Source organism: Microbulbifer sp. VAAF005 (assembly GCF_030012985.1).
Taxonomy (GTDB): domain Bacteria; phylum Pseudomonadota; class Gammaproteobacteria; order Pseudomonadales; family Cellvibrionaceae; genus Microbulbifer.
The window spans coordinates 4379965-4404530 of sequence record NZ_CP120233.1; the positions used below are offsets into that span (position 1 = coordinate 4379965).

Here is a 24566-nt window from a genome sequence, read left to right on the forward strand (position 1 = left end):
TGTAATCTTGTGAATCTGAGATTTTTATTCGCCATTTATGGATACTTTACCAGCTTGTAAGGTCACAGTCAGACCTGCGTAAAAGCGGCTACTTTGATGGCGTGCCACATGATTCTAGTTATGGCATTATGGTGCGATTACTACGGCTGTTTGCGCCTTTCACACACCTAAAAATCCAAGGTTTCTTAGTGGTTTTATCGACACGACTCCCCAGGTTCTTTGTACGAACTCTCCTGTTTATTGCGCCCTTCCAGGCCTATGCCGGTGTGCTGACTCTGGAAAATGGCGATCGCATTCAAGGTGATTTGGTGCTTGTGGAGAAGGATCAGGTTACTTGGAAATCAGAGACCTTTGGTGAAGTTAAAGTCGACAAATCCAAGGTAGTGTCAATGGATGTCGATACCGATATCAAAATTGCCGGCAGGGATGAACCTTGTACCTTGGCTGGCCACCGCGAAGAGCGTTGGGAAGTGTACTGTGCTGAGGGGCGCGGTTGGCTGATCGACTTCCCCGGTATTGAGCGGGCAGAACCCTACAGCACATTTACCACCAGTCCGGTGTTGTTCAGCGGTGATGTAACTGCTGGAGGCGTATTCGAAAGCGGTAACCGCGAGCGCGAAGACCTCGACGTCAACATCAACTTAGATATCCGTCATAACGATTTTCAGCACCTGATGGGGGCGGTGTACCAAAACCAGGAGAGTGAAGAAGACGGTGATCTGGAAAAGTACCAGCTCAACTATGATCTTCGCTGGATCTTTTCTGAAAATTGGTTTGCTGCAGCCAACAGTGAGTTGGAAAGAGAAGAAGCACAGAACCTGGATCTGGGAACCACTCTCGGTCTCGGTATGGGTTATCTGTTTTACGACACAAGCAAAACCACCTTCTCCCTCGAAGGAGGTGTGAGTAGCCTGCAAGAGAGTTTTATTGACGAGGAGTTGAGTGAAGGCCAGGACGAGCGTTATGTCGCCGGTCGAATCGCACTTAACTACCGCTACAAGTTTTCCCTTGGGCCGGAAATTTATTTCGACCAGGAAACCTTACAATCCTTTGATCACAGTAACGATTACGAAGCTAATGCCAAATTGGGGGTGCGAACTCCTTTGGTTGAAGGCGTGCTGATGGAAATCGGTTACGAGTGGCAGTACGACAATACGCCCTCCCTGGAAAGTGAAAAAGAAGATACCAAAGTGACCGTTGGCGTAGGTTACGAATGGTAATTCCCCCTTTAGCCTGCATAGGGCAGGTTTGAAGGCAGTCATAAACGATAAATCTAAAAAACGAGCGACGACGAGGAGTTTAATATGCAGATCGCTGACAGTATTGTTGCGATTACCGGTGCGGGCCAGGGTTTGGGCCGAGCGATGGCCGAGTATTTGGCCGCACGGGGCGCGCGCCTGGCCCTGATCGATGTTAATGAAGAAGGCCTGAAAGAGAGTGTCGCTGCTTGTGAAAAACTCGGTGCTGAGGCTCGCAGCTACTTGATCAATGTTGCTGATGAAGAAGCGGTAGATTCCGGGTTTGCAAAAATTGCAGCGGACTTTGGTGGGCTTCAGGTGCTGATTAATAATGCCGGCATTATGCGCGATGGCATGTTGCTCAAGTGCAAAGATGGCAAAGTGACTGATCGTATGTCCCTGGCTCAGTGGCAGTCGGTGATCGATGTGAACCTCACCGGTGTATTCCTTTGCGGCCGCGCTGCTGCGGGCATTATGGCGGAAAGCGGCAAGGGTGGGGTGATGATCAATATCTCCAGTCTGTCCCGTGCGGGCAATATGGGGCAGACCAACTACTCTGCCAGTAAAGCAGGTGTTGCCGCGATGACAGTATCTTGGGCACGCGAACTCGCACGCTACGGTGTGCGTGTTGCCGGAATTGCCCCAGGCTTTATAGGCACCGATATGGTTGCACAGATGCGCCCGGAAATTCTCGAGAGCTTGGTAAAACAAGTACCTCTGCGCAGGTTGGGTGAGCAGGATGAGATCGCTTCGACAGTAGCGTTTATCCTGGAGAATGACTATGTTACCGGTCGCGTGATGGATATAGATGGCGGAGCGCGCCTGTAAGTTTCTCTGTATCCGAACATAAAAAGGGTGAACAAAGTTCACCCTTTTTTGTTTCTGCAATTAGTGCAGGGGCTAAACCAACCTCAGCTTAACCGGGTGACACCGTCGGTGCGGAACCTCGAGAACATAAACTGCCACAGTTGTAGAGTTCGCACCCGAAAGCCACCTGCGCAGGCAAGCAGGTAGTAGCGCCACATTCTGTAGAAGCGCTGGCCATAGCGATCGGCAAAGTGCGGCCAATTTTTCTCGAAGTTTTCATGCCAGGCCATTAGTGTTTTATCGTAGTAATAGCCGAAGTTGTGTACGTCTTCACATACTAAGAGGCGATCGGCAGCATCCCCTATTTGCCCCAATGAAGGCACTTCACCACCGGGAAAAATATATTTTTCTGTCCATAAGTCAGTGGAGGAACTACGAATATTGTTACCGATAGTGTGCAGCAGCATTAGTCCATCTTTATCCAGGCAGCGTTGAGCTACCTGCATGAAGGTGCGATAGTTCTTATGCCCTACATGTTCAAACATCCCGACACTGGCAATTCGATCGAAAGGTTCATTTAAGTCACGGTAATCCATCAGCTTCACGGTAATGGGCAGGTCGTTATAGCGCTCTGCTACATAGGCACGCTGTTCCCGGGAGATGGTGATACCGACACACTCCACCTGGTATTTCTGCGCTGCATAGCTGACCAGGCTGCCCCACCCGCAACCGATGTCCAGCAGGCGCATACCAGGCTTCAGCTCCAGTTTTCGGCAGATCAGATCAAGTTTTGCCTCTTGGGCTTCATCCAGGGTTGTTGCGTCTTTCCAATAACCACAACTGTAGGTGAGACGGGAATCGAGCATGGCGCTGTAGAACTCGTTGCCCAAATCGTAGTGCTGTACGCCTACATTGAATGAGCGGCTTTTACTTTGTAAGTTCAGCAAGTTGCTGCGTATAGTTCGCCATAAGTAGCGCCAGTTTTTTAAATTGAGGTGTAGCTCTGCGGACAGTAGCCGTTGCATGAACTGGTCCAAAGCCTGCACGTCCCAGTCGCCGCGCATATACGTCTCGCCCAGCCCCAGGCTGTGCCGAGCGATGATCTCATCCAGGGCTGCTTCCCGGTTGAGTTGTAGATCCCAGGGCCTCTCCCCATTAATTTGAATGTCCGCTTTTGCTAAAATATCGTCCACTAAATGGCGGCTACGCCCGATAGCTGGCACTTCTATCGCATCCTGCTGCTCGCTTGCCATTCAATCCTCCCTATCTCCAGTTTTCGTGGGGTTGAATAAGGCGCCCTTGAATAATTTGCCTCCCCACTCCATTTACTACAGCATATTGAAAAAACCGTGATCGCCCCGGCTCTCTGCGAAGCTGGTTAACTAGGAATTCCCGCAATGCGCCCATTACTACTTCTATTTATAGCTCTACCTGTACTCGAAATGTGGGTGTTGATTGCCGTAGGCAGTGAAATTGGCGCCCTGCCAACGATCGGTCTGGTTATTTTGACCGCAGTGGTAGGAGTGACACTGCTTCGCCGCCAGGGAATCTCTACCTTGATGCGGGCCCAAGAGAAGATGCAGGCTGGAAATATTCCCGCCAAAGAGATGGTTGAAGGGATATTCCTCGCTGTAGGCGGTGTGTTGTTACTCACTCCGGGCTTTATTACCGACTTCTTCGGCTTTATCTGCCTGATACCGGGGCTCAGGAACCTGTTGCTCGGTTTTATCCTTCGCCATGTAAAAGTGGTTCCCCCGCAGCACTTCAATCAGTCGCCAAATCACAAGCATGGCGATGACATTATTGAGGGGGAGTATTCGAAAGATGAGAAGCGCCCCGGAGAGAATCAACACTCCGTTGAAGATAAGCGCCCCAAGTCCTGATTGGGTTAAAAAACATACAAAATGTCAGTGATGAGAATTTGCTTTGCAGTTTTTTCACCTGATGGTGTTGAAATCCTTATTCCCGCCCATAGATAGGGTTCAACTGAGAATTAAGCCCCGCCTCTGGGGATCAGAGAGGGGTGAGGTTACCGGCCCAAAGGGCCAGTGCCGTCCATGTTGGAAACCATTAAAACGACTCAATGGAGAACTTATCCATGAAAATTCGTCCTTTACACGACCGCGTCGTAGTACGCCGTAAGGAAGAAGAAGCGATGTCAGCTGGCGGTATCGTGCTGCCAGGCGCTGCCAAAGAAAAGCCGAACCAAGGTGAAGTGGTAGCCGTGGGTGAGGGCAAGCAGCTGGACAATGGCGACGTTCGCGCACTGTCTGTGAAGGTAGGTGACACTGTTGTTTTCGGTCGCTATGCCGACAGCAATACCCTCAAGGTGGAAGGCGAAGAGCTGATCATCATGAGCGAAGGTGACATCTACGGCGTGTTGGAAGGCTAAGGCCAGCCTTTAACTTTACTCGCAAAAAGAATTTGAGGAATAAGAATCATGGCAGCTAAAGACGTAATTTTTGGTGACGACGCTCGTCAGAAAATGCTGAAAGGCGTAAATATCCTGGCAGACGCTGTAAAAACTACTCTGGGTCCTAAAGGCCGCAACGTAGTTCTGGACAAGTCCTTCGGCGCTCCTACCGTAACCAAAGACGGTGTTTCCGTAGCGAAAGAAATCGAGCTGAGCGACAAGTTCGAAAACATGGGCGCACAGATGGTTAAAGAAGTTGCTTCCAAAGCTTCTGACACCGCTGGTGACGGCACCACCACCGCTACCGTTCTGGCCCAGGCTATCGTAACCGAAGGTCTGAAATCCGTAGCCGCTGGCTTCAACCCAATGGACCTGAAGCGCGGCATCGACAAAGCGGTAACCGCAGCTGTTGACCACATTGCTGGCCTGTCCACTCCTTGTGCTGACACCAAGTCTATCGCTCAGGTAGGTACTATCTCCGCTAACAGCGACGAGAGCGTTGGTACCATCATCGCTGAAGCCATGGAAAAAGTTGGCAAAGAAGGCGTTATCACTGTTGAAGAAGGTTCTGGCCTGGAAAACGAGCTGGACGTAGTAGAAGGTATGCAGTTCGATCGCGGCTACCTGTCTCCTTACTTCATCACCAACCAAGAGAACATGACTGCCGAGCTGGACAGCCCGTTCATCCTGCTGGTAGACAAGAAAATCTCCAACATCCGCGACCTGCTGCCCCTGCTGGAGCAAGTAGCTAAAGCTTCCAAGCCGCTGCTGATTATCGCTGAAGACGTAGAAGGCGAAGCGCTGGCAACTCTGGTTGTAAACAGCATGCGCGGCATTGTTAAAGTTGCTGCTGTTAAAGCACCTGGTTTCGGCGACCGTCGTAAAGCCATGCTACAGGACATCGCTATCCTGACTGGCGGCACCGTGATTTCTGAAGAAGTTGGCCTGGAGCTGGAAGGTACCACTCTGGAGCACCTGGGTACTGCTAAGCGCGTAACCCTGTCCAAAGAAAACACTGTAATCGTTGACGGCGCTGGCAATGTTAAAGACATCGAAGCTCGCGTTAGCCAGATCCGTGCACAGATCGAAGAGTCCTCTTCCGACTACGACAAAGAGAAGCTGCAAGAGCGCGTAGCCAAGCTGGCTGGCGGTGTTGCGGTAATCAAAGTAGGCGCCGCTACTGAAGTGGAAATGAAAGAGAAGAAAGCCCGCGTTGAAGACGCGCTGCACGCTACCCGCGCCGCAGTAGAGGAAGGCGTAGTACCTGGCGGTGGTACCGCTCTGGTTCGCGCTACCCAGGTTATTTCTGTAACTGGCGACAACGAAGACCAGAACCACGGCATCGCAGCAGCCCTGCGCGCTATGGAAATGCCTCTGCGTCAAATCGTTTCCAACGCTGGCGACGAAGCTTCCGTAGTTGTTGACAAGATCAAGCAAGGCGAAGGCAACTTCGGTTACAACGCTGCTACTGGTGAGTACGGCGATATGCTGGAAATGGGTATCCTGGACCCAGCTAAAGTAACCCGCTCTGCTCTGCAAGCGGCAGCCTCTATCGCTGGCCTGATGATCACCACCGAAGCCATGGTTGCAGAGATTCCGGAAGACAAGCCGGCTGCTCCTGACATGAGCGGTATGGGTGGCATGGGCGGTATGGGCGGCATGATGTAAGCCGGCCTTAAAGCCTATCTAAAAAGCCCCGCAATTGCGGGGCTTTTTTTTGCCTTGTGGGAAGTGGGTTACTGGGGACTGACTATGTGATTAAAGCTTGCAGTTTGAGAGGTGTCCACAGGCTCTTAAATCGATATGTATAAATTGGGTAAGTATAAAACAGCTTCTCAGGGCTTCGCTGCAACACGCTCTGAGTTAGACGAGTTGTCAGTTTTTTAGAGAAACTTAATTGGATTACTAAAACTCAATTATAAAATAGCACCCTAATATTTCGTCAATTTATCTCCGAATTCTTAGAGGTGCCTTGTAGGGATTTCGGCGTGCTTAAAGATATATTATGCAGGTGTTGTGTAAGGTTGAGGGAAGAAGTTATCACAACTAATCATATCAGCTTTACTTGCGCTCTTATAAATCTCGTAGCCAACTGCTATATCTAATATTCCCATTCCAAATGGTGAGTATATTCTTGGCTTCCTATAGTCAATTTCTACCGAATGGTCTATTAAGTCTACAATATCTCCAGAAATAAAAAGCCTATTCCCTATTAATTGTTCAGCTAAATGTAATGAAGTGTTTGCCTTAACTGCATGATCTGTATTGTCTGTGAAGTTTTGACTTTTGCATATTATGCTAGGACTTATGTCGCGTAATGACATATGCAAAATTGTTGGATTCATTGAAAAAAGCTCCATATCATCTACATACGGGTTAATAGCTGAGGTAGTAAATACAATCATATCTGATTCAACTATCGTAGATATATCTGTGCTCACTGTGGTCTTATGATTTGAAAATTTCTTTTCAAAATGTTTTGCTCTACCCTTTGATAAGTCTACTATGTTTAGCTTTTCAATTTTCCAGTCTAAGGAGTGAAACAAGGATACAATTGTCTTAGCTATGAGGCCGGCTCCCACAATGGATAGATTCTTTATATGGCCTTTTGTTGGATGAAGATAGGTGGCGCCTAAAATTGCGGATGCAGCCGTACGAGATGCTGAGATTAGTGAGCCTTCCAGGCAGGCAATGGGGTATCCTGTATTGCCACAGTTAAGAGTAATAGTGGCAGATGCCCTGTCTAACTCGTTGTTGACGTTTTCTGGGTAACTTGCAATCCACTTAATTCCTGAAACTTTATCCTCATCTTGAATGGAGGCTGGCAAGGCAATAATTCTATTTTCCGGTGAAGAGGGAAACTTTAAAAAGTAGCTGTCAGGGCAAATAGTATTACCATTTTTGAATGATTTATATGTTCTTTTTACAGTTTCTATAATTTCTTGGTTGTGAGTGCCTAGCCATTTTTGAATGGTGTCTGCACCTAATATTTTAAAACTTCTTGTCATCATGGTATTTCTCTTTTTAGGATGCCGCTTTAACTTTTTCTAGCCAAAAATCATCGGATATATAAAAATTAGATTTTACCCATTGAGGGTTATACAGCGTATTGATATATCGCTCACCGAAGTCAGGAGATATAGCGACAATATTTGCATCGTTAGGAATTTTATCTTTACAGCTCTCTATTCCGGCTAAAACGGTGCCAGAAGACCCACCGAGTAAAATGCCTTTTCTAGCCATTCTGTGGCACATCTCTATTGTGTTTTTTTCAGGAACTCTAACTAATTTATCATATATTGATCTTTCGCTAATTGGAGGCTCCACACTTGTACCTAGGCCAGGAATATACCGTTTCCCAGGGCTGCCCCCAAATGTAACAGAACCTTCGGAGTCTATTGCTATAATCTTCACATTTGGTATATATTCAGATATGTATTGACTAACCCCCCTAAAGTTCCGGTGGTTCCCGCTCCAATAAACAAATAATCCAAATTGGGAAAGTGCGTTGCTATGCTACGCGCTGTATTTAAATAATGGGCTTCAATGTTATCAGTATTTTGATATTGATTTACCCATACAAGAGAGTTGTCCTCATTGCACATTTCTTGAATTTTATCAATTCTTGATTTCAAATAACCGCCGTTAGAATCTTTTTTAGTGACTTTTATTATTTCTCCTCCATAAGCTTTAATTAGATTCTCAGAAGTTGGTAAAATGTTCGGGTCAGCAACACATATAAAAGGGTAACCTCTTATTGCGCAAACAATGCTAAGTGCAATTCCTAGATTGCCTGATGAGCTTTCTATAATGGTTGAGTTTGTGCTCAGCTTCCCTTCTAGTTTAAGGCGTGTCATCATTTTTAAAGCAGGTTTGATTTTTATAGATCCGCCTAGTGAAAATCCCTCTAATTTTAGGTAAAGATTTGCATGTTGAATAATATCTGAGTTTTTTAGAAAAATATCATCAAAGACTAATTCTGAGGCGCTGTTATATATCATAAAACTTCCTTTTTACATAATTACACAAAAATTTAGTTCCCTCTCAAGCGCTGTGTTTATATTTTTCTTATAATTTAGCTGCTAAAATCATACATGATTTCTCTTTGGTTCTACTGCTGTGATATGGCAGTGGTATATATTGTTTGGGTTAATAAGTTTAGGTTTTTCTCGTTGTTTTATGGCTTCACATAAATGGGCTTTACTTTGGGGTGGCTAAATAAGTCCTCATTATCTTATTGATTTATGTAATTTTTAACGTTTCATAGTGGGCTTGTATGTTATGCAATATAAATTAGTGTTGATTGCAGATGCATCAATATTGGCGCTTGTATGAGGATGTGTAATTTATCTCGATATTGGTCCTTTTGGAGCGAAGCTTTCAAGGTTCTTCGTAGCTATTTCTGTCTTATGGTTCTCTATGGATATAATTTAACATTTAAGGGGTGCGGTAAATTGCCTATTGCCTAGACATAATTCTGTTAGTTTTCTCAGTTCTGGTTAGGTTGACCTGTGCGGATAAATCACAGGATAGAATAAGATTTTAATCTTTCTTTCAGCTCCCCCTGTTGTTTATAAACTATTTGCCGCTCCCAATGAGTGTTTATATAACGTTTATTGGGTGATTTCTCTAGTGGGGGCTTCTCGCATTAATTGACTGTTTGAGCATCTTCGTCGCTTAGTTAACAATAAAGCTTTACGCTGATAGTTTTAAATACCGACCTATCTAGTAGGTTGGGTATAATCTTTAATCTACTGCTGCCGACAAATAATGTGAGGGGCAGCCTTTTTTAGAGCCTAAATCTTATACATCTTCTGACTCCTTAAGCGCAAATAACTTTATGCTTTTTTTGCAAAAGTAATTTTTGTCAGTTGTACTATCTAATAATTTTGCTGAGCACCTTATGAGTTAAATTTGTTAAATAAAAAATTTATCGAGCTCCGACAATCAGCTCTCATGTAAGTGAATGAGTGATTGCAATTAAAGTCCTTCAACTATATCTCTAATAACGTTCTTTTGAGTTCTCTTCATTACAGGAGGTCTATATGGTAGATCGAAATCAATTATTCAGGATATCCTATATGGCTGGTAGTCGTCTCTAAAAAGCCATGTATATGCCTACGCCGATTAAAAGATAACCTGGTACACTTTGAGTGAAGCTGCTTTGACTTGTGGATACCTTAACTAAAGAGCTAAGAAAGCAATAGAGAAAATTAAAGAATGTTGCTCCTGCACAAAACAGTGCACCTAGTATCAGAATGCTTATTTCACTGTCTGGTGACTCCGGTATGAACTGGGGTATAAATGCGAGAAAAAAATACCTACTTTGGGGTTTAATACACTCGTTAAAAGACCTTGTGTTAAATATTTCCATTTCTCCGTAGAGGCGACCGGATTTTTTCGAGCAATCCCCTTTTTTGAGTTAAAGGCATCAAGCACTATACTTCCGCCCAACCAAATAAGGTATATGCACCCCAAATATTTAAGAGCGTTAAACAATAAAGGGGTGCTTGCAATAATAGCTGAAACACCTATGTAAGTTATAATCACATGGAAAAGATAACCCAAGGCAAGTCCAACAATACTAAGGGTTGCAGCTATCCAACCTCGATACTTATAATTACTAATAACAAAAACTACATCTGGTCCTGGAATAGCATTTATTATAATGGAAGTTGATATAAAAAGAAGATAATTAATTTCACTCATTACTTATCTCCAGTTCATTGTGCTTTAGCTTTAAGAATCTTTCATTAGAGCGGATAGCTGTTTCTTGAGAATAGTGTTTTGAATAAAATTCTTTCCCAATATTGTCCTGCTTGTACGCATCATTTATACAAAATGAATTATCCTCAAGAGCATACTCAATTAGCAATTTAAATGCGAGAAGGTAACTTTCAGCTTTTATATGGCTTATTGAGGAGTGCGACCAGACCCTATTTAATTTTTTAGTTTTTATTATGTTTCCGGTATCTACACCGCTATCAATGTAGTGGATAGTAGCGCCGGCAGTATTTTCGACTCCTTCGATACTAGATTCAAGGATATACTGCTCAATTGCGTGCATTCCTTTTGCAAAAGGCAGAATAGCAGTATGTGCATTGACTACTCTGCCTGAAAAAATATCTATCCACCAAGGAGATAGGATGCAATCCAAAAATATTCCAGCTCTTTTATCTGAAGTGTCTTTCTCTAATTTTACTCTTAAGTTATCCGAGTTTAAGTCTTGGGATTCTATTATGTGGTTCCCACTTAAGCAGTGTAACTGCGGGATATCGTAAAGTTTTAATAGTTCTCTTTCCGCAGAACTAACACCCTTATAAGCTTTGTTTATAGCTTCAATTTGAGAACTTTTGCAGCTGAAATTTGATCTTTTGTGTGCGTGATCTAAATCTCTTTTTGATAATCCATTTTTATTTCTAATTATAAAAATAAATTTGTCGTATTTACCTGACTTTTCTAGGTTTTCAACCGCTGAGTTGACTAAAAAAGATGTGTGAAATAAAGCTTCTGTAACGATATAGAAATTACTCATTTATTCCCTAAACGATATACATTGTCTACCCTGACATGCGGGAAGAAGTTATATGCGAAATCATTCTTTGTCAAGGGTTAACTGAATAAAAATAACTATAAATGCAAGATTTTCACTTAAAATTGTATGATTAATTGATTTTTTTCGCTGCGGGTTGTTCGCGTGACTATTTTTCGCTCATTACTGTGGATTTCAGACTTAGTACTTTCTGAGTTGTCATAACAACGGACATGCTCGGTATAGAGGAGTGATCCTGCGGACGCTCTCTTAAGCTATCAACTATGCAGAAGAGGTGCCCTATGACACGATAAAGTAAATCAACCAAAACAACTCGAAATCAATACTGGGAGGAGTATAGAAAAGATAAACTAGCACTATGTTGTGGCCAATGCCGGTGTACGCGTTGCCGCTAAATAGCTAAGGCTGCATTCTTCCCAGATTTATGGGTAGTGAAGTGAGGCTAAGTTATATTAGTGTCAAGAAGCTGCCGAAAAAGAGTTAGCTGCAGAGAATGCCGGTCTTAAGCGCCAGTTAGCTGAGCAATCGTAAGAACCGGCAATGTTTAAAAAGGCCGCAGTGTACTTTGCAAAGAGCCTGGAATTAGGTACGCCTTTATACAAAAGTACGGGTAAGCGTTCATATTGAGACGATAGCCAAGGTGTTGGATGTATCTCGTAGCGGGTTTTATGATTGGGTGTGAAGACCGGCTACTCACTCTAAGTGTCAGTAATACCGAATGCAGCGTGATGACTTGGTACAGTAGAGCTTTATAGTCAAAAAGAGTAGCCGAGCGACTCACCTGGCAGGGGGGCAGGGGAATAAATATAATCAAAAAACAGTTGCTATCAGTTTGCGTCGACAGGGGCTATAAGTCAAAGCAGCCAAGAGATTTAAGGCCGCAACCTGCTCAAAACATTATCTACCAGTGGCTCCAGGTTTGTTCGAGTAAAACTTCGATGTTGGTGCGTCAAATCTGAAGTGGGGTGGGGACATCACATAAATACAAATGATCTACTGAGACGTTTCTTCCCGAAAGGTATAAAAATTGGCAAGATACCCAAAAGCCGTATTGATGATGTAGTGTTCCGAATAAACATTCGTCCAAGAAAAGTTCTAAATTACTTGAGCCACTAGGATTTCTAGCGGGCAGGGGGGACACTTATGTTGGCATCTAGGTTTTATTTTTTTTCAGAATAACCAGTTTACACCGAGTTGTAAACGCTTCTGCCGCAGCTTTTTAGTGGGCTTGAGTTGAGACAAAAGAGCCAAGTGGGGAAATATGGATATCTACGAAATGGTAGAGTCAGGAGATCTGACAGTACCTGAGTGTGCGAAAACTCTGGGATTTGAGTTAATAAGCTATTCACGTGAAAAAATGGAGATCAAAGCCCGATTTTTTGCCAGTGAGTCATTCTTAAATCCTGCGGGAACAATACAGGGTGGGTTTCTATGTGCAATGCTCGACGACGTAATGGGTCCTGCATTGGTATTTTCACTGAATATTGGTCAGTTTGCTCCGACACTAGAGCTAAAGACTCAATTTGTTCGGCCAGCTAAAGTGGGACCAGTTGAGGGTGTGGGCAGAGTTGTATCTAGAGGTGGAACTGTCTGCTTTCTGGAAGGAGAGCTTCTTCAAGAGGGGAAGCTTATTGCTAGGGCAACCGCTACCGCTTTAATAAAGGGACACAATTTATAAATCCTTGATGAAGGATGTGATGTTTTCTGAGGTAAGAATGAGTTTTGAACATAGCATATATAGCTCCCCGGAAAGTGAGCTTTGCCCGGAGGGGAAGAAGCGGGTTAAGTTGGGGAGCGTTCTTTCTATATTGGGCGCTGTTCTTCAAACCCCGATTATTGTCTTCTTTCATTTGGGGATGTTGAGTTTTTGGGAAACTTTTCAGATCGCCCAATCACTTGATACATCCCCTGAAGTAATGGCAGGCATGATGAGTCAATCCCTCTCTAATTTTGCTATAGGAGGCCTATTGTCTGGTCCAGGCTTGTTGATTTCCTGTACTGCTTTGTTTTTATCGTCTTTTCGAGCTAAGTGGTTGTTCTGGTATTCTTTAATACTATCACTGATTTGGATTAGCTTTTTTCCGTTTGGGACACTATTTGGTTTGATATATCTGTTTATAATTTTGATTAAACGAAAATCGTAAATGCAGATCTGATCCAATTTTTCCTGATTTGTAAAGTGAGGTGAAATAAATGCTAGACACTATTTGGGATTAATTTCAGCAGCGAGAAATCGATGATGCGAGATATCGAGCTCAAAATGCAAAGCAGATGGCCGCTAACCTGGAACTGGAAGTCGGTGATATTCAGGGACGTATAGATACATTAGTGTTGGCGAATCAGGTAATGTGGGAGCTTCTATCGGAAAAGTTAGGGGTAACCGAGGCCGAACTTATTGAAAAAATGGGGCAGATTGATCTGCGAGATGGTAAGCGCGATGGAAAAATATCCACTGGTAACCTGAAAGAGTGCCCTTCTTGTGGCCATAAGGTGAGAAAACAAAGGGCCAACTGCTATTGGTGTGGAAAAGATTTGCTAGTATCTAGCCACTTTGGTGGTTGATAGAGGCGAGAAGGTTTTTAGATTAGAGTTTTTTAAGTTCTTTACTGAACTACAAACCTAGCTTTCTGGTTTTTTTAAAAGCAGGACTTACGGATGTCGGCTATGGATGGGTTTCGAAAAAAGATTTTGTGGGGCTGCATGGGTTTTCTTGTGATTACAGGTATTGCTCTTGGTGGTTCTCCACTTTTCTTATCCTTGTTTCCAAACTCAGTAGCAGATAGGGAATATTTTTTATATATAGATCTTGATGATATTAGAGAAGATAGCATGATCTCCCTAGATTGGTCGTGGTATCGTTTAATTATTGTTAAGCCAAGAGATGAAGTTCTAGAGCAACTTGATGTTTTAGTTGAACCTGAAAAATATGGAAAGCAGCCACCTAAAGCTCAGGAGCGACTAGATCATGAAATAAAAGTGTTTATGCTTCAAGTGAACTCTGAGGATGGTGTACCTAGGCTAGCCGAGCGTGATTACTATCGCTCGATAATCCCATGTTCTGAATTTACGTATTTGTCAGAGGGTGTTTCTATTGAGGGGCAGGACTTAGCTGGGGCGCTACAGTGTGTTGAGAGTGAGTGGGAGGGTTGGGAGAAGTATATGATCTTTGACCTCAATGGTAGGAGTCAATCCTGGTACATTGCTGACTTAGATGTTCCCAGCTACTTCATCGAAGACAATACCTTAGTTATTGGTAAGAGGAAGTAGTGATAAAACCTCTTTCTTTTAAATAATCTGACTCTAAGACCGACGCTCTACTAATCAATAATGTCACGATTGGATAGTCACTTGGCATCATCGGATTCTTAGTTGGCGCCTTCTGATCATATACTGATTTCAAGATTAACGCTTGGGAGACAGATAGATGGAAACGGCACTTATTACTGGGGCCTCTGGTGGCATAGGCCTTGAGCTGGCCAGGATACATGCATCTAAGGGTGGCAACTTGGTTCTGGTTGCCCGGTCTGAAGGGAAGCTTTCAGCACTCAAACAGCAGCTGGAGAAGGAGTTTGGTATCCAGGCAATGGTTATTGCCGAGGACCTTTCTGACCCCATGTCCGCGCAGAGAATTTTTGAACGAACCCAAAGTGAGGGTGTGGAGATTGGCACTCTAATTAACAATGCGGGTTTTGGTGGTCATGGTCTTTTCCATCAGAGGGATTTGGAAGCTGAGCAGGGTATGATGCAGGTGAATATGGTTTCCCTTACCAATCTCACCCACCTGTATTTAAAGGGGATGGTTGGCAGCAATAGTGGACATATTCTTAATGTTTCATCTACAGCCTCTTTTATTCCCGGCCCTTTACAGGCGGTTTACTACGCAACTAAAGCCTATGTAACTTCATTTAGCCAGGCACTGGCGGAAGAGTTGAAAGGCACAGGTGTAACAGTAACGGCTTTGTGCCCCGGTGCTGTTGCAACAGGGTTTGTGGCCGCTGGTGATCTTCAGGGTGTCGATATTTGGAAAAATGCCCGTTCGGCTGAGTCTGTTGCCAGATGTGGCTATCAGGCAATGGAGCGGGGAGATCTGGTTGCTTTTAATGAGGCACGGCTCAAGTTGTTTCTGAATTGGATAATGCCTTTACTGCCCCGTAAAATGGTACTGAAGTTTTCCCGTCAGACGATGGAAAAGTCTTAATTGCAGGCAGGTCCGGTAATGATCAAACGTGCAGCGAAATTCCTGGTACCTCCCAGCTGGAAGTTGATATTACACGATATGAATATCGATACAGCGCTGGCTCTTGCCTATGCCGGGTTACCTGCGGATTTGTTACAGCGGGAGACTGTGACACTCACTCCGGTGGAATATTTCCGTTTTTGGTGTGGTATTGATCGGGCCTCTAAGGATCGGCCACTACCACTTTTACTGGCGGAGCACCTTTCGGCTGAGTCGTTTGACCCTCCCATATTTGCGAGCCTGTGCAGTGCAAATCTGAATCAAGCTCTACTGCGGATACAGCAATACAAACCACTGATCGGTCCCATGGAATTGCACTTGGATATTACTGATGAGTACACCAAGCTCAATTTAGAGTGCTATGGAAGTGATGGAAATATTCCTGAAGCTTTGGGCCTGAGCGAATTAATTTTCTATATCCGCCTGGCTCGGTTGGGAACCCGGGAGGAAATTCAACCATTGGAATTGGCACTACCGCAGCTGCCTGAAGATCAAACGCCTTATCGGAAGTTTTTTGGTTGTTCAATTAAGCAGTCAGACCGGGTGAGAATTTGTTTCTCAGCGCAAGATGCACAAAAGCCATTTCTGACCGCCAATGCCCCTATGTGGGATTTCTTTGAAGGTAAATTGAGTCAACAGCTCAAGGATCTGGATAGCGAAGCCACAATGGGAGAGCGGGTAGGTTCAGTATTGATGGAGTTACTACCGGCCGGTAAGAGTTCTGTCGAAGCAGTGTCTGAACGCTTGGCTATCAGTAAAAGGACTTTACAGCGGAAACTGGGGGAGGAAAATCAATCCTTCCAGACAGTATTGCAGGGAGTTAGATCAAGTTTGGCTGATCACTACCTCGCGAAATCCAGCCTTCATCTGGGGGAGATTTCTTTTATGCTAGGATTTAAAGAGCCCAATTCATTTATTCGGGCCTACCGGGGCTGGAAAGGAATGACACCATTGCAATACCGGGACTCTATTCACTGAATAGATCCCTTAGTTTAAAACCAATGTTTGCATATCACTGTAAATTTTTGTGACCAGTTTGGACTTAGAGGTTTAGTTTTAACATTTAAACAGCGATTAATTGGCTGGTCGGTCAGCAATAATTATTCCGTTGTCCGGATTCACTTCCAGGGCCCTCAATTCTCCTCCGTAGACCGCCTGGATTTTCCATCTTCCGCCCACAAATTCGATATGCGTGATGGGGTTGAACCCTAGACCATGCAGTTTCGCTTTAATAGTGGATAAGTCCAAGGCAATGACCGAAGGTTCTGCTCCGTAAAGGTCGGGGCTGTCGTAGATGGGGGCGGGTTTATTGGGATCGAGGCCGGGGGGATTGGGTTAGTGAGATTGCCAACCAAAGCTATGGCGGTAAGAAAAATCATCTACGGCTCCATACTGCTAACAAGCCATAGTATTAGTTTGGACTAGGGATTATCGCAGTGCCAGCGGGCTGTAGTGATTTCGATCTTACCTGAGCGCGATTATAGCAGTGAATGGCCCGGCAACAGATATTGCCGGACCTAGGGAGCCTAGCGTGTAAGCTTTAGCATAAAATCGATAACACGGGTTGAGAGTTTGCCATAGGGAGGCCGCAGTAATTTTAATAGATCGATTGGGCCCTGATAGAAGATGGGACGAAGTTTAGAGAAGGTCAAAAATCCCTCGTAGCCATGGTAGTGGCCCATACCGCTTTCACCAACGCCGCCAAATGGAATATCGTGCTGGCCAACGTGCAGTACACAATTATTTACCGACACGCCCCCAGACATTACTTTGTTGATATATAAATCTTGTAAGGTTTTGTCGTGAGTGTAAGGGTAAATCGCCAGGGGTCTGGGGCGAGCATTAATATAATCAATAACTTCCTCTGGCTTGGAGTAAGTGATAATCGGCAATAGAGGGCCAAAAATCTCACGCTGCATTGCCAGCATCTCGCCGTCTACGTTGGTCAGGATATGCGGAGGGAATTTTCGCAGTTTATTGTCCCTATCCAATTTGACAGCACTTAAATCTATGGCATTAGCACCCTTAGCCTTGGCATCATCCAGGGTTGCCCAGATTCGCTGGTAAGATGTGTCGTCGATAATAGAAGTGTAATCCTGGCCATCCAAGTCGGGGTAGCGCTTCTGAACATAATGTTTTGCGTGTTCGATAAACTCTTCGAGATGCTCCTCCGGCAAGAAAAGATAATCCACGTTGACACAGATCTGCCCGGCGTTTACCAGCTTCCAGTAAATTAGTTGCTCGGCGGCTTTCTTAACCGGGTAATCCGGGCCAACAATTGCCGGTGATTTACCACCAAGTTCCAATGTGACTGGAGTTAGGTTTTCTGCGGCGGAGCGCATTACTGCACGACCGGTATTACTGGAGCCGGTAAAGATTAAGTGATCGAATTTAAGGCTGGAAAATACCGGGCCTATTTCATCGGCATCGGGAATAAAAACCAGCTTTTCTTCCGGGAAGTATTGTTCACAGACTTTACTGAGTAATTCTGCAAGGTGCTTGGAGTTGGTGGACATCTTGACCATCGCCTGATTGCCTGCGGCGAAAATATTGGTCAGTGGTGAAAAGCTTAAGTTTATTGGGAAGTTCCACGGCACTATGACGCCAATTACCCCCAGAGGTTGTGGGACCACACGATTTTTAGAGAGGGGATAGGATTTAAAATCTGTATGGCGCCCCCTGGGTTTCATCCACTTCTTTAGGCGCTTGATAGTCTCTTTAATGCCGGAGAGCGCTGGGTAGATATCGTAGAGCAGTATCTCTTCCCTGGCTCGATTGCCGTAGTCGTTACTGATCGCCTGGATAATGGATTCCTGCTGTTCACGCAGGAGCTGGGCAAGGGTTCTAAGATCCTGCACACGTTGCTGATAGCTGGGAGCCGGGTTGGCCAGGTAGGCACTGCGCTGTTTGTCCAGATAATTTTGCAGTACCGCTTTGTCTGCATCCTGCCGGGTCAGGGTTTGTGTTGTCATTTTATTATCCTGTGGCGTTGATCTCAGAAAGACTAAACGAAATTGAATCGGAGTGATTGACCAATCCGGTAAATTCCTTTGATGATCGGAGAACAAATTTTATCCGGGGTATGGCCAAGTTTGTTTTGCCATCGCAATTTATGGCGCGGATTACATCGCAATGTTCAAGCAGAATAGGTTAGGGCCGGCTTTGGCGGCCGGCCCTGGCAGGATAGTTCGGAATGAGGACAGTAACCCTTAATCGTTGTCCGGTTTTTCCGACAAAACTTCCGCAGAGTTGGGGTCTACGTGCAAGTCGTACTTCTGGTCACCCTTATAGGCTTCAATCTTCCACTTGCCCTTGTCCAGATCGACCTCAACTATTGGGGTGTAGCCCTGCTGTTCCAATTTGGTCAATACGGTGGAAAGGGCCATAGCTCCGGGTGGGGGCTTTTCTTTGGCGAGTGCATAGGGTAGTGCTGTTGCGGCGATAAAGGCCAGCAACAACTTGCTGATAGGCTGCATGGTGCTATTACCTCGCTGTCTATTTGCTAAATCGCAGTATCCTATGAATCAAATCTTCCCTTAACCGAGCGATCGGTATTTCCAAACTGTAAAATAAAAACTGATGCGTCTGCGTTTGGTCTCCAGGCACTTATAAAGGGGTTTGTGGACTGCCCTCGGTAAGATGCTTCTGGATAGCCTCGCACCACTCCATGCCTCCGGGTTTGAGACCGTTGGTATTGGCTCCGCTGAGCCGGGTGATGGCTGTGAACCACTCCTCACTACCGGTAGTCGGCATACCGGATGGGTATAGTTTCGCCATATCGCCATTTTGCTGGGCAAGCACTTGCTGTTGAACCCAGGCAAACCATTCCGGGGTGCATATAGCTGCAGCTTTCTTTTCCGCTTCCGCTCCATTGCCCGGTGGGGCAATGGGCTCCTTCATGGCGCTGGTAGCCGACTCATCTGCAGGAGGGGCTGCAGGTGACTTGGAGTCCTTCGGGCCCCCACAGCTGCAGAGGACAAAGATCAGTGCTATTAAAGGGCCAAAGCGGTACATGGGACCTCTATGGGTGGCGGTATCAAGCCTAAGCATAGGAGGAAATTGACGACTTTGCCTTATCGCCTTAGGTCATATGTATTTTTATTGACATTGCCATTAAATCAAATGAGAATGTTTCTCGTTTAATCCAAGGGTGATCTACGATAATGTCTACCAGAGCTCTATTTCAAAAAGTGCTGGCTGTAGCCGGCTTGTTGGGTGCTGTGGGTGCCAGTGCGGCCGAGCAGGTAAATATCTACTCCTACCGACAGCCTTTCCTTATAGAGCCGATCTTAAAGGAGTTCACCGAAAAAACCGGTATTGAGGCCAAAGTGGTCTACGCCAGCAAAGGCTTGAACGAGCGTTTGCAAAGGGAAGGGCGCAATAGCCCCGCTGACCTGGTCCTGACTTCCAATACCAGCAGCCTGATGGATCTGCTTAATAAGCAGCTGACCCAACCGGTAAGCAGTGAAATCCTGGAAGACAATATCCCATCACAATTTCGCGATAAGGCTGGCAACTGGTTCGGCCTGACCACCCGGGCGCGTTTGATCTACGCCTCCAAAGACCGCGTTAAGCCCGGTGAAATTACTCGCTACGAAGAGTTGGTAGACCCTAAGTGGAAGGGCCGAATCTGTACTCGTAGCGGCAAGCATCCCTATACCCTGTCCCTGATCGCCTCCATGATCGCCCATCACGGTGAAGCAGAAACCAAAGAGTGGCTGCAAGGTGTGAAAGCGAATCTGGCGCGCAAGCCCCAGGGTAATGACCGCGCTCAGGTTAAAGCTATTAGCGAAGGTGTCTGCGACCTTTCCCTGGGTAACAGCTACTACTTCGGTAAAATGATTACCAATAAGGAGCAGCCGGAGCAGGTTGATTGGGCCAAGTCTGTAAACCTGGTCTTCCCTAACCAGAAAGATCGCGGTACCCATATGTTTATTTCCGGTGCGGCGCTGACCAAGCACGCCCCCAACCGTGAAAATGCCGTTAAGCTGCTGGAATTCCTCAGCGGCGCCGATGCTCAATACTCTTACGCTGAGAAAAACTTTGAGTTCCCGGTACGCCCTGGCACTGCCCGCTCTGAGTTGATTAAGGAGTATATGGGTGAGTTTAAGGAAGACGATCTGAGTCTCACGGAGATCGGTTCCTACGTTCCAGCGGCTTCCCGTATGGTTGATGAAGTACGCTTTGACTTTTAGAATGGTTAACTGAATGGGAATTGCTGCAGAATAAACTGGCAGCACTATCTCAGCCTTATTCGAACGGCCCTGTCGAGAGACCAGGGCCGTTCTTTTATAATGAGCTTTTGATTCCTTAATCCATGCTAAACCGAGCCAACTTATCAGCTTCCCGCTGGCTGCTACTGGTAGCTACTATTTCCCTACTGGTAGCTCTGCCAGTGCTATCCATTTTTTGGTTGGCATTTTTCCCTGAAGAAAATATTTGGCCGCACCTGGTGGACACGGTGTTGTTTCACTATGTGTCCTCCACATTGATTCTGGCTGGCGGTGTCGGTTTGGTAACACTGATAACAGGCGTGGGCAGTGCCTGGCTGGTGAGCATGTGCCAGTTCCCCGGGCGTCGTTTGTTTGAGTGGGGGCTGTTATTGCCGTTTGCTGTTCCCGCCTATGTGATTGCCTACGTTTACACGGACTTGCTGGAATATGCGGGCCCTGTGCAAAAGTCCCTGCGCGCCTGGTTTGGTTGGCAGACAGCCAGGGATTACTGGTTCCCGGAGATCCGCAGCATGGGTGGGGCGATTGCCATGCTGTCACTGGTGCTCTTCCCCTATGTCTATATGCTCGCGCGAGCGGCCTTTATCGAGCAGTGCGGCAGTATACGTGCCGCGAGCCGGTCATTGGGCTGTACGCCTTGGCAGAGCTTCTTGCGCGTTTCCCTGCCAATGGCACGCCCGGCAATTGCGGTGGGTTTATCACTGGTGTTGATGGAAACCCTGAATGATTTCGGAACTGTGGACTTCTTTGCTGTGCGCACCTTGAGTGTCGGGATTTACGATACCTGGTTGAGCCACGGTAATTTAGGAGGCGCGGCACAAATTGCCTGTAGCACTCTGATTTTTGTTGTTCTGTTAATTACGCTGGAGCGAATGGGGCGGGCGAGACAGAAGCACTTTGTACAATCGCCAAATTCCCAGCGTGAACGCTATATATTGCGCGGCTGGCGATCCGGTGTAGCCCTGTTGTTCTGCGGGTTACTGTTGGTGGCTGGTTTTATTATTCCCCTGCTGGTTCTGGGAAGTTATGCATTCAGTAATTTCTCCAGTTACTGGAGCGAAGATTTTATACAGATCGCCAGCAATAGCTTGTTACTGTCAATCGCAGCGGCACTGGTCTCTGTACTGCTGGGCCTGCTGTTGGCTTACGGTAAGCGACTGCAACCCAAAAGATCCGTACGAGTCTTGGTCGGCTTTTCCAAGCTGGGTTATGCAATGCCTGGGGCAGTACTGGCGATTGGTGTCCTGATTCCCCTGGCCGCTTTTGATAATGCGGTGGATGGTTTTTTACGTGAACACTTTGATATCTCCATAGGGCTGCTGTTAAGCGGCAGTATTTTCGCCATTATTTTTGCCTACACGGTGCGCTTCCTGGCAGTGTCCACAGGGGCCATAGAATCCAGCCTGGAGAAAGTAACCCCTTCAATGGATCGCGCTGCCCGCTCACTGGGACGCAATAGCTGGCAAACCCTGTGGGCTGTACATCTACCTTTGGTGCGTACAGGTCTACTAACGGGTGGCTTGGTGGTCTTTGTGGATTGTATGAAAGAACTGCCGGCGACTTTGTTACTGCGCCCCTTTGGCTTTGACACCCTGGCGACTTATGTTTACCAGTTTGCTTCCGATGAGATGCTGGAACGCTCGGCCCTGGGGGCTTTATTGATTGTCCTGGTGGGATTGATACCGGTGATTTTACTAAGCCGTTCCATTGGTTGGCGCAGAGGTGAGGAGCGCACAGCCGTGGCGGACTCAGAAGCGCCCGCCCTGTCCTGATAGCTTTTATTGGGCCTGGTCAAACACCAGAGCAGAGGAAAGGTGCAGGGGAAGTTTATCTCCGGGAGCCGCTTGAACATCTGCATTCAAAGCGGCCTCGACAGTTTCCCCTGCGGCTAGCTGAAAGCGATAGCTCACCTGGTTGCCGAGAAAATTCTTTTCCACAACCTGAGCCATCACAGCACCGGGATGTTCGCCTGCGGCAATATCCTCACTGCGCACAAACAGTTCGAGCTGATCTCCACTTTCGTATGCAGCTGTCGGCACCTTCACTTCCCCCAGAGGGGTACTGATCAGGCCATTGCCCACAACAGTACCGGAAATGATATTCCCTTCACTGACAATCCTTGCTACTGCCAAATTTCTAGGTGTTTGATAAGTGTCCTGTGGGCTGTCCCACTGCTGTAATTGGCCTTGGCTGAGCACTCCCAGCTTATCTCCGGCAATAAAGGCCTCGTGGCGGTCGTGGGTAACAATAATCGCTGGGATCTTCTCTTCGCGCAGTATATGGCGGACTTCGGCGGCGAGACTGCGGCGCAGCTCGGTGTCCAGGTTGGAGAAGGGTTCATCCAGGAGTAACAGCTTGGGGCGCGGTGCCAGTGCCCGAGCCAGAGCGACACGCTGCTGCTGACCGCCAGAGAGCTGATGTGGGTACTGTTGCCCGAAGCCTTCCAGACGCACTAACTTTAGCAAAGACTGGGTGCGGGATTGCCGCTTGCTTTTCGGCATTGACTGGATACCGAAGGCAATATTCTGTTCAACGGTAAGGTGTGGGAAGAGGGCGTAGTCCTGAAATACCACCCCAATATTCCGTTGCTCTGCGGGAATCTGTTTCTCACGGGAGGAAATCACTTCCCCGGATAGCTGGATACTCCCCGCCGCGACCGGTTGAAAACCAGCGATGGCGTGCAACAGTGTTGTCTTGCCACAGCCGCTGGGGCCCAACAAACAGGCAATTTCCCCGGCCTGTAAAGCAAAGGAGACCGATTCGATAACTACCTGCTCACCGTAGCGGCACTGTAGATTTTCTATAGAGAGTATGGGGTGCACGGGATTTCCGGTAGTTTGCTTTCTCGATACTTCAAATAAGCTTCAGAGCTAAAGATGGAATCGGTAAGCAGATAATATCTAAATTTAGCTATCAGAAGCTAATTTTAACAGCGCCTGAGGGAAAGATATAGCTAAGGAGCCTCTGAATAACTCTGCAAACCCCGAAGGGCAAAACAGCTGCGTTGCCGCCTTCAGGGCTCGCAGAGCCATTACGGAGTTGCTCAGAGTCTCCGTCAATATTCATTGTAAATTTACAATGCTTAATCCTTATGCTGAATTCCCATAGGATTTTCAGTCTTACTTAATTCTATTTTATGTAAATATTGCTTCAATTGTGGCTGAAGCTTGAGTTTGTATGATTCTACGGTATGGCCTTGCATCATTTTCACTATGTTGCTGCAAAATACCTCGGGATTCTTATCCTTAATTTGAACCAGCATATTCTCGCCAAGTTTAGATATCATTTCCCTGGTTTGTAAGGCTTGGCTTTCGGGGATGCTAGGTTTTTTTAGTTCATCAGAATTAAAATGTTCTTCTTCCATGAGTAGTAATATCGCTTCCCTGGAAATTTTAGAGAAGTGCGAAAAAGAAGATTCAATCTCAACCTTCTTATCTGGAACGTTTTCTTTGCAGTAGTCAAATATTGGTTTTGTTTGCTCTATCTGAATCATTGAAAACATATCAATGCCACTTACTAGCTTTTCCTCCTCAGCTCGAGCAAAAGTTGATAATAGAATAAGTACAGGTAAGAGTATCAGTTTTTTCATGTGTTTCTCTTGGCTGTTAAGTTAATATTGATATGGGCTTAATGCCCCCGCAACGATATTTGTAGAACTTAAATTTAATTGTGAAAGTGGTGAACCAAAATAAGGTCTGGAATAAGTATAAATTTACAGTTTTTTGGTCTCTATGTAATGTGCTCACCATGCTTCCCAATACTTGAAAATTTTCACAGCTTTACTGTTTTTATCCAAAATAGAGTTTTAGGCTAACTTGTGAAAACCATGTTAATACCTGTTAAATCTAGACACTTAACTTAAGCTGTTTCATCGTTACGCCTTGAGAATAGTATGTATTGTGGTGCATATTAACAAACTATGGGTGGGATTAAAATCTTGGTTTCGGATATTAAGCACAATTGATAAGGGCTAAGTTGGTAGGGAGCCTCTCCCGGCCAAGAGAAAGGCACTGATGAACTACTACCAGCTGAGCGAGAATGAACGATTCCAGACGGAGGACACTCTCAAAAAGCAATAGCAAAAGTG

22 protein-coding genes and 1 pseudogene are annotated in these 24566 nt (G+C 46.0%); 13 read left to right on the top strand and 10 right to left on the bottom strand.

Translation table 11 applies throughout. From position 1 onward, the window contains the following. Window positions 1-188 precede the first annotated feature (188 nt). Complete coding sequence (locus P0078_RS19640) at window positions 189-1220, top strand: DUF481 domain-containing protein (protein ID WP_282931585.1); 1032 nt, start codon at window positions 189-191, stop codon at window positions 1218-1220. An 84-nt stretch (window positions 1221-1304) separates the two neighbouring features. After that, on the top strand, window positions 1305-2066 hold the full coding sequence (locus tag P0078_RS19645; RefSeq protein ID WP_282931586.1) for an SDR family oxidoreductase: 762 nt from the start codon (window positions 1305-1307) through the stop codon (window positions 2064-2066). A gap of 83 nt (window positions 2067-2149) precedes the next feature. On the opposite strand, the gene cfa is transcribed toward P0078_RS19645, so the two are convergent. After that, window positions 2150-3298 (bottom strand): cyclopropane fatty acyl phospholipid synthase, encoded by a 1149-nt coding sequence (cfa, locus tag P0078_RS19650; protein ID WP_282931587.1) that lies wholly within the window; start codon window positions 3296-3298, stop codon window positions 2150-2152. 144 nt (window positions 3299-3442) lie between these two features. Here cfa and P0078_RS19655 point away from each other — a divergent pair, with 144 nt between their 5' ends. From P0078_RS19655 to groL, 3 genes are all read left to right on the top strand, one after another. After that, the gene (locus P0078_RS19655; RefSeq protein WP_282931588.1) at window positions 3443-3928 is read left to right on the top strand and encodes an FxsA family protein; all 486 of its coding nucleotides are present in this window, start codon (window positions 3443-3445) and stop codon (window positions 3926-3928) included. 215 nt (window positions 3929-4143) lie between these two features. Next, entirely contained in the window at window positions 4144-4437 is a 294-nt protein-coding gene (locus tag P0078_RS19660; RefSeq protein WP_020412315.1) for a co-chaperone GroES, read from the top strand. Between the two features lie 48 nt (window positions 4438-4485). Further along, window positions 4486-6126: a chaperonin GroEL gene (gene groL / locus P0078_RS19665; RefSeq protein ID WP_282931589.1), complete on the top strand. Its 1641-nt coding sequence runs from the start codon at window positions 4486-4488 to the stop codon at window positions 6124-6126. A gap of 335 nt (window positions 6127-6461) precedes the next feature. Here groL and sbnB read toward each other — a convergent pair whose 3' ends face one another. The 4 genes and pseudogenes from sbnB to P0078_RS19690 all read right to left on the bottom strand — a co-directional run bounded on the left by sbnB (window position 6462) and on the right by P0078_RS19690 (window position 10993). Next, window positions 6462-7469, bottom strand: coding sequence for a 2,3-diaminopropionate biosynthesis protein SbnB (gene sbnB / locus P0078_RS19670; protein WP_282931590.1), 1008 nt, complete (start codon window positions 7467-7469; stop codon window positions 6462-6464). A 13-nt stretch (window positions 7470-7482) separates the two neighbouring features. Beyond that, a pseudogene (gene sbnA, locus P0078_RS24675) lies at window positions 7483-8459 on the bottom strand (2,3-diaminopropionate biosynthesis protein SbnA). 1261 nt (window positions 8460-9720) lie between these two features. Next, entirely contained in the window at window positions 9721-10167 is a 447-nt protein-coding gene (locus P0078_RS19685; RefSeq protein ID WP_282931592.1) for a LysE family translocator, read from the bottom strand. After that, entirely contained in the window at window positions 10160-10993 is an 834-nt protein-coding gene (locus P0078_RS19690; RefSeq protein ID WP_282931593.1) for a formyltransferase family protein, read from the bottom strand. Before P0078_RS19690 ends, P0078_RS19685 begins: the two co-directional genes overlap by 8 nt. Window positions 10994-12272: 1279 nt before the next feature. On the opposite strand from P0078_RS19690, the gene P0078_RS19695 reads away from it, so the two are divergent. From P0078_RS19695 to P0078_RS19720, 6 genes are all read left to right on the top strand, one after another. Then, window positions 12273-12689: a PaaI family thioesterase gene (locus tag P0078_RS19695; protein WP_282931594.1), complete on the top strand. Its 417-nt coding sequence runs from the start codon at window positions 12273-12275 to the stop codon at window positions 12687-12689. A gap of 37 nt (window positions 12690-12726) precedes the next feature. Then, window positions 12727-13155 carry a hypothetical protein gene (locus P0078_RS19700; RefSeq protein WP_282931595.1) on the top strand — a complete coding sequence of 143 codons (429 nt, stop codon included), beginning with the start codon at window positions 12727-12729 and terminating at the stop codon, window positions 13153-13155. A 127-nt stretch (window positions 13156-13282) separates the two neighbouring features. Further along, window positions 13283-13573, top strand: coding sequence for a zinc ribbon domain-containing protein (locus tag P0078_RS19705; RefSeq protein ID WP_282931596.1), 291 nt, complete (start codon window positions 13283-13285; stop codon window positions 13571-13573). A gap of 102 nt (window positions 13574-13675) precedes the next feature. After that, complete coding sequence (locus tag P0078_RS19710) at window positions 13676-14278, top strand: hypothetical protein (protein ID WP_282931597.1); 603 nt, start codon at window positions 13676-13678, stop codon at window positions 14276-14278. 157 nt (window positions 14279-14435) lie between these two features. Beyond that, window positions 14436-15209: an SDR family NAD(P)-dependent oxidoreductase gene (locus P0078_RS19715; protein WP_282931598.1), complete on the top strand. Its 774-nt coding sequence runs from the start codon at window positions 14436-14438 to the stop codon at window positions 15207-15209. Between the two features lie 18 nt (window positions 15210-15227). Further along, window positions 15228-16226: an AraC family transcriptional regulator gene (locus P0078_RS19720; RefSeq protein WP_282931599.1), complete on the top strand. Its 999-nt coding sequence runs from the start codon at window positions 15228-15230 to the stop codon at window positions 16224-16226. Window positions 16227-16774: 548 nt separating this feature from the next. On the opposite strand, the gene P0078_RS19725 is transcribed toward P0078_RS19720, so the two are convergent. The 3 genes from P0078_RS19725 to P0078_RS19735 form a co-directional block, all read right to left on the bottom strand. After that, entirely contained in the window at window positions 16775-18220 is a 1446-nt protein-coding gene (locus tag P0078_RS19725) for a coniferyl aldehyde dehydrogenase (protein WP_282931600.1), read from the bottom strand. Between the two features lie 237 nt (window positions 18221-18457). Further along, on the bottom strand, window positions 18458-18724 hold the full coding sequence (locus P0078_RS19730; protein WP_282931601.1) for a PepSY domain-containing protein: 267 nt from the start codon (window positions 18722-18724) through the stop codon (window positions 18458-18460). A 130-nt stretch (window positions 18725-18854) separates the two neighbouring features. Continuing rightward, window positions 18855-19262, bottom strand: a complete 408-nt coding sequence (locus P0078_RS19735) for a hypothetical protein (RefSeq protein WP_282931602.1) — start codon at window positions 19260-19262, stop codon at window positions 18855-18857. Between the two features lie 149 nt (window positions 19263-19411). Here P0078_RS19735 and P0078_RS19740 point away from each other — a divergent pair, with 149 nt between their 5' ends. Next, window positions 19412-20443, top strand: coding sequence for a Fe(3+) ABC transporter substrate-binding protein (locus P0078_RS19740; RefSeq protein WP_282931603.1), 1032 nt, complete (start codon window positions 19412-19414; stop codon window positions 20441-20443). A 122-nt stretch (window positions 20444-20565) separates the two neighbouring features. Next, window positions 20566-22251, top strand: coding sequence for an ABC transporter permease (locus tag P0078_RS19745; protein WP_282931604.1), 1686 nt, complete (start codon window positions 20566-20568; stop codon window positions 22249-22251). Window positions 22252-22257: 6 nt separating this feature from the next. Here P0078_RS19745 and P0078_RS19750 read toward each other — a convergent pair whose 3' ends face one another. Beyond that, window positions 22258-23301: an ABC transporter ATP-binding protein gene (locus P0078_RS19750; RefSeq protein WP_282931605.1), complete on the bottom strand. Its 1044-nt coding sequence runs from the start codon at window positions 23299-23301 to the stop codon at window positions 22258-22260. A 260-nt stretch (window positions 23302-23561) separates the two neighbouring features. Continuing rightward, on the bottom strand, window positions 23562-24068 hold the full coding sequence (locus P0078_RS19755; protein ID WP_282931606.1) for a hypothetical protein: 507 nt from the start codon (window positions 24066-24068) through the stop codon (window positions 23562-23564). Between the last annotated feature and the right edge of the window lie 498 nt (window positions 24069-24566).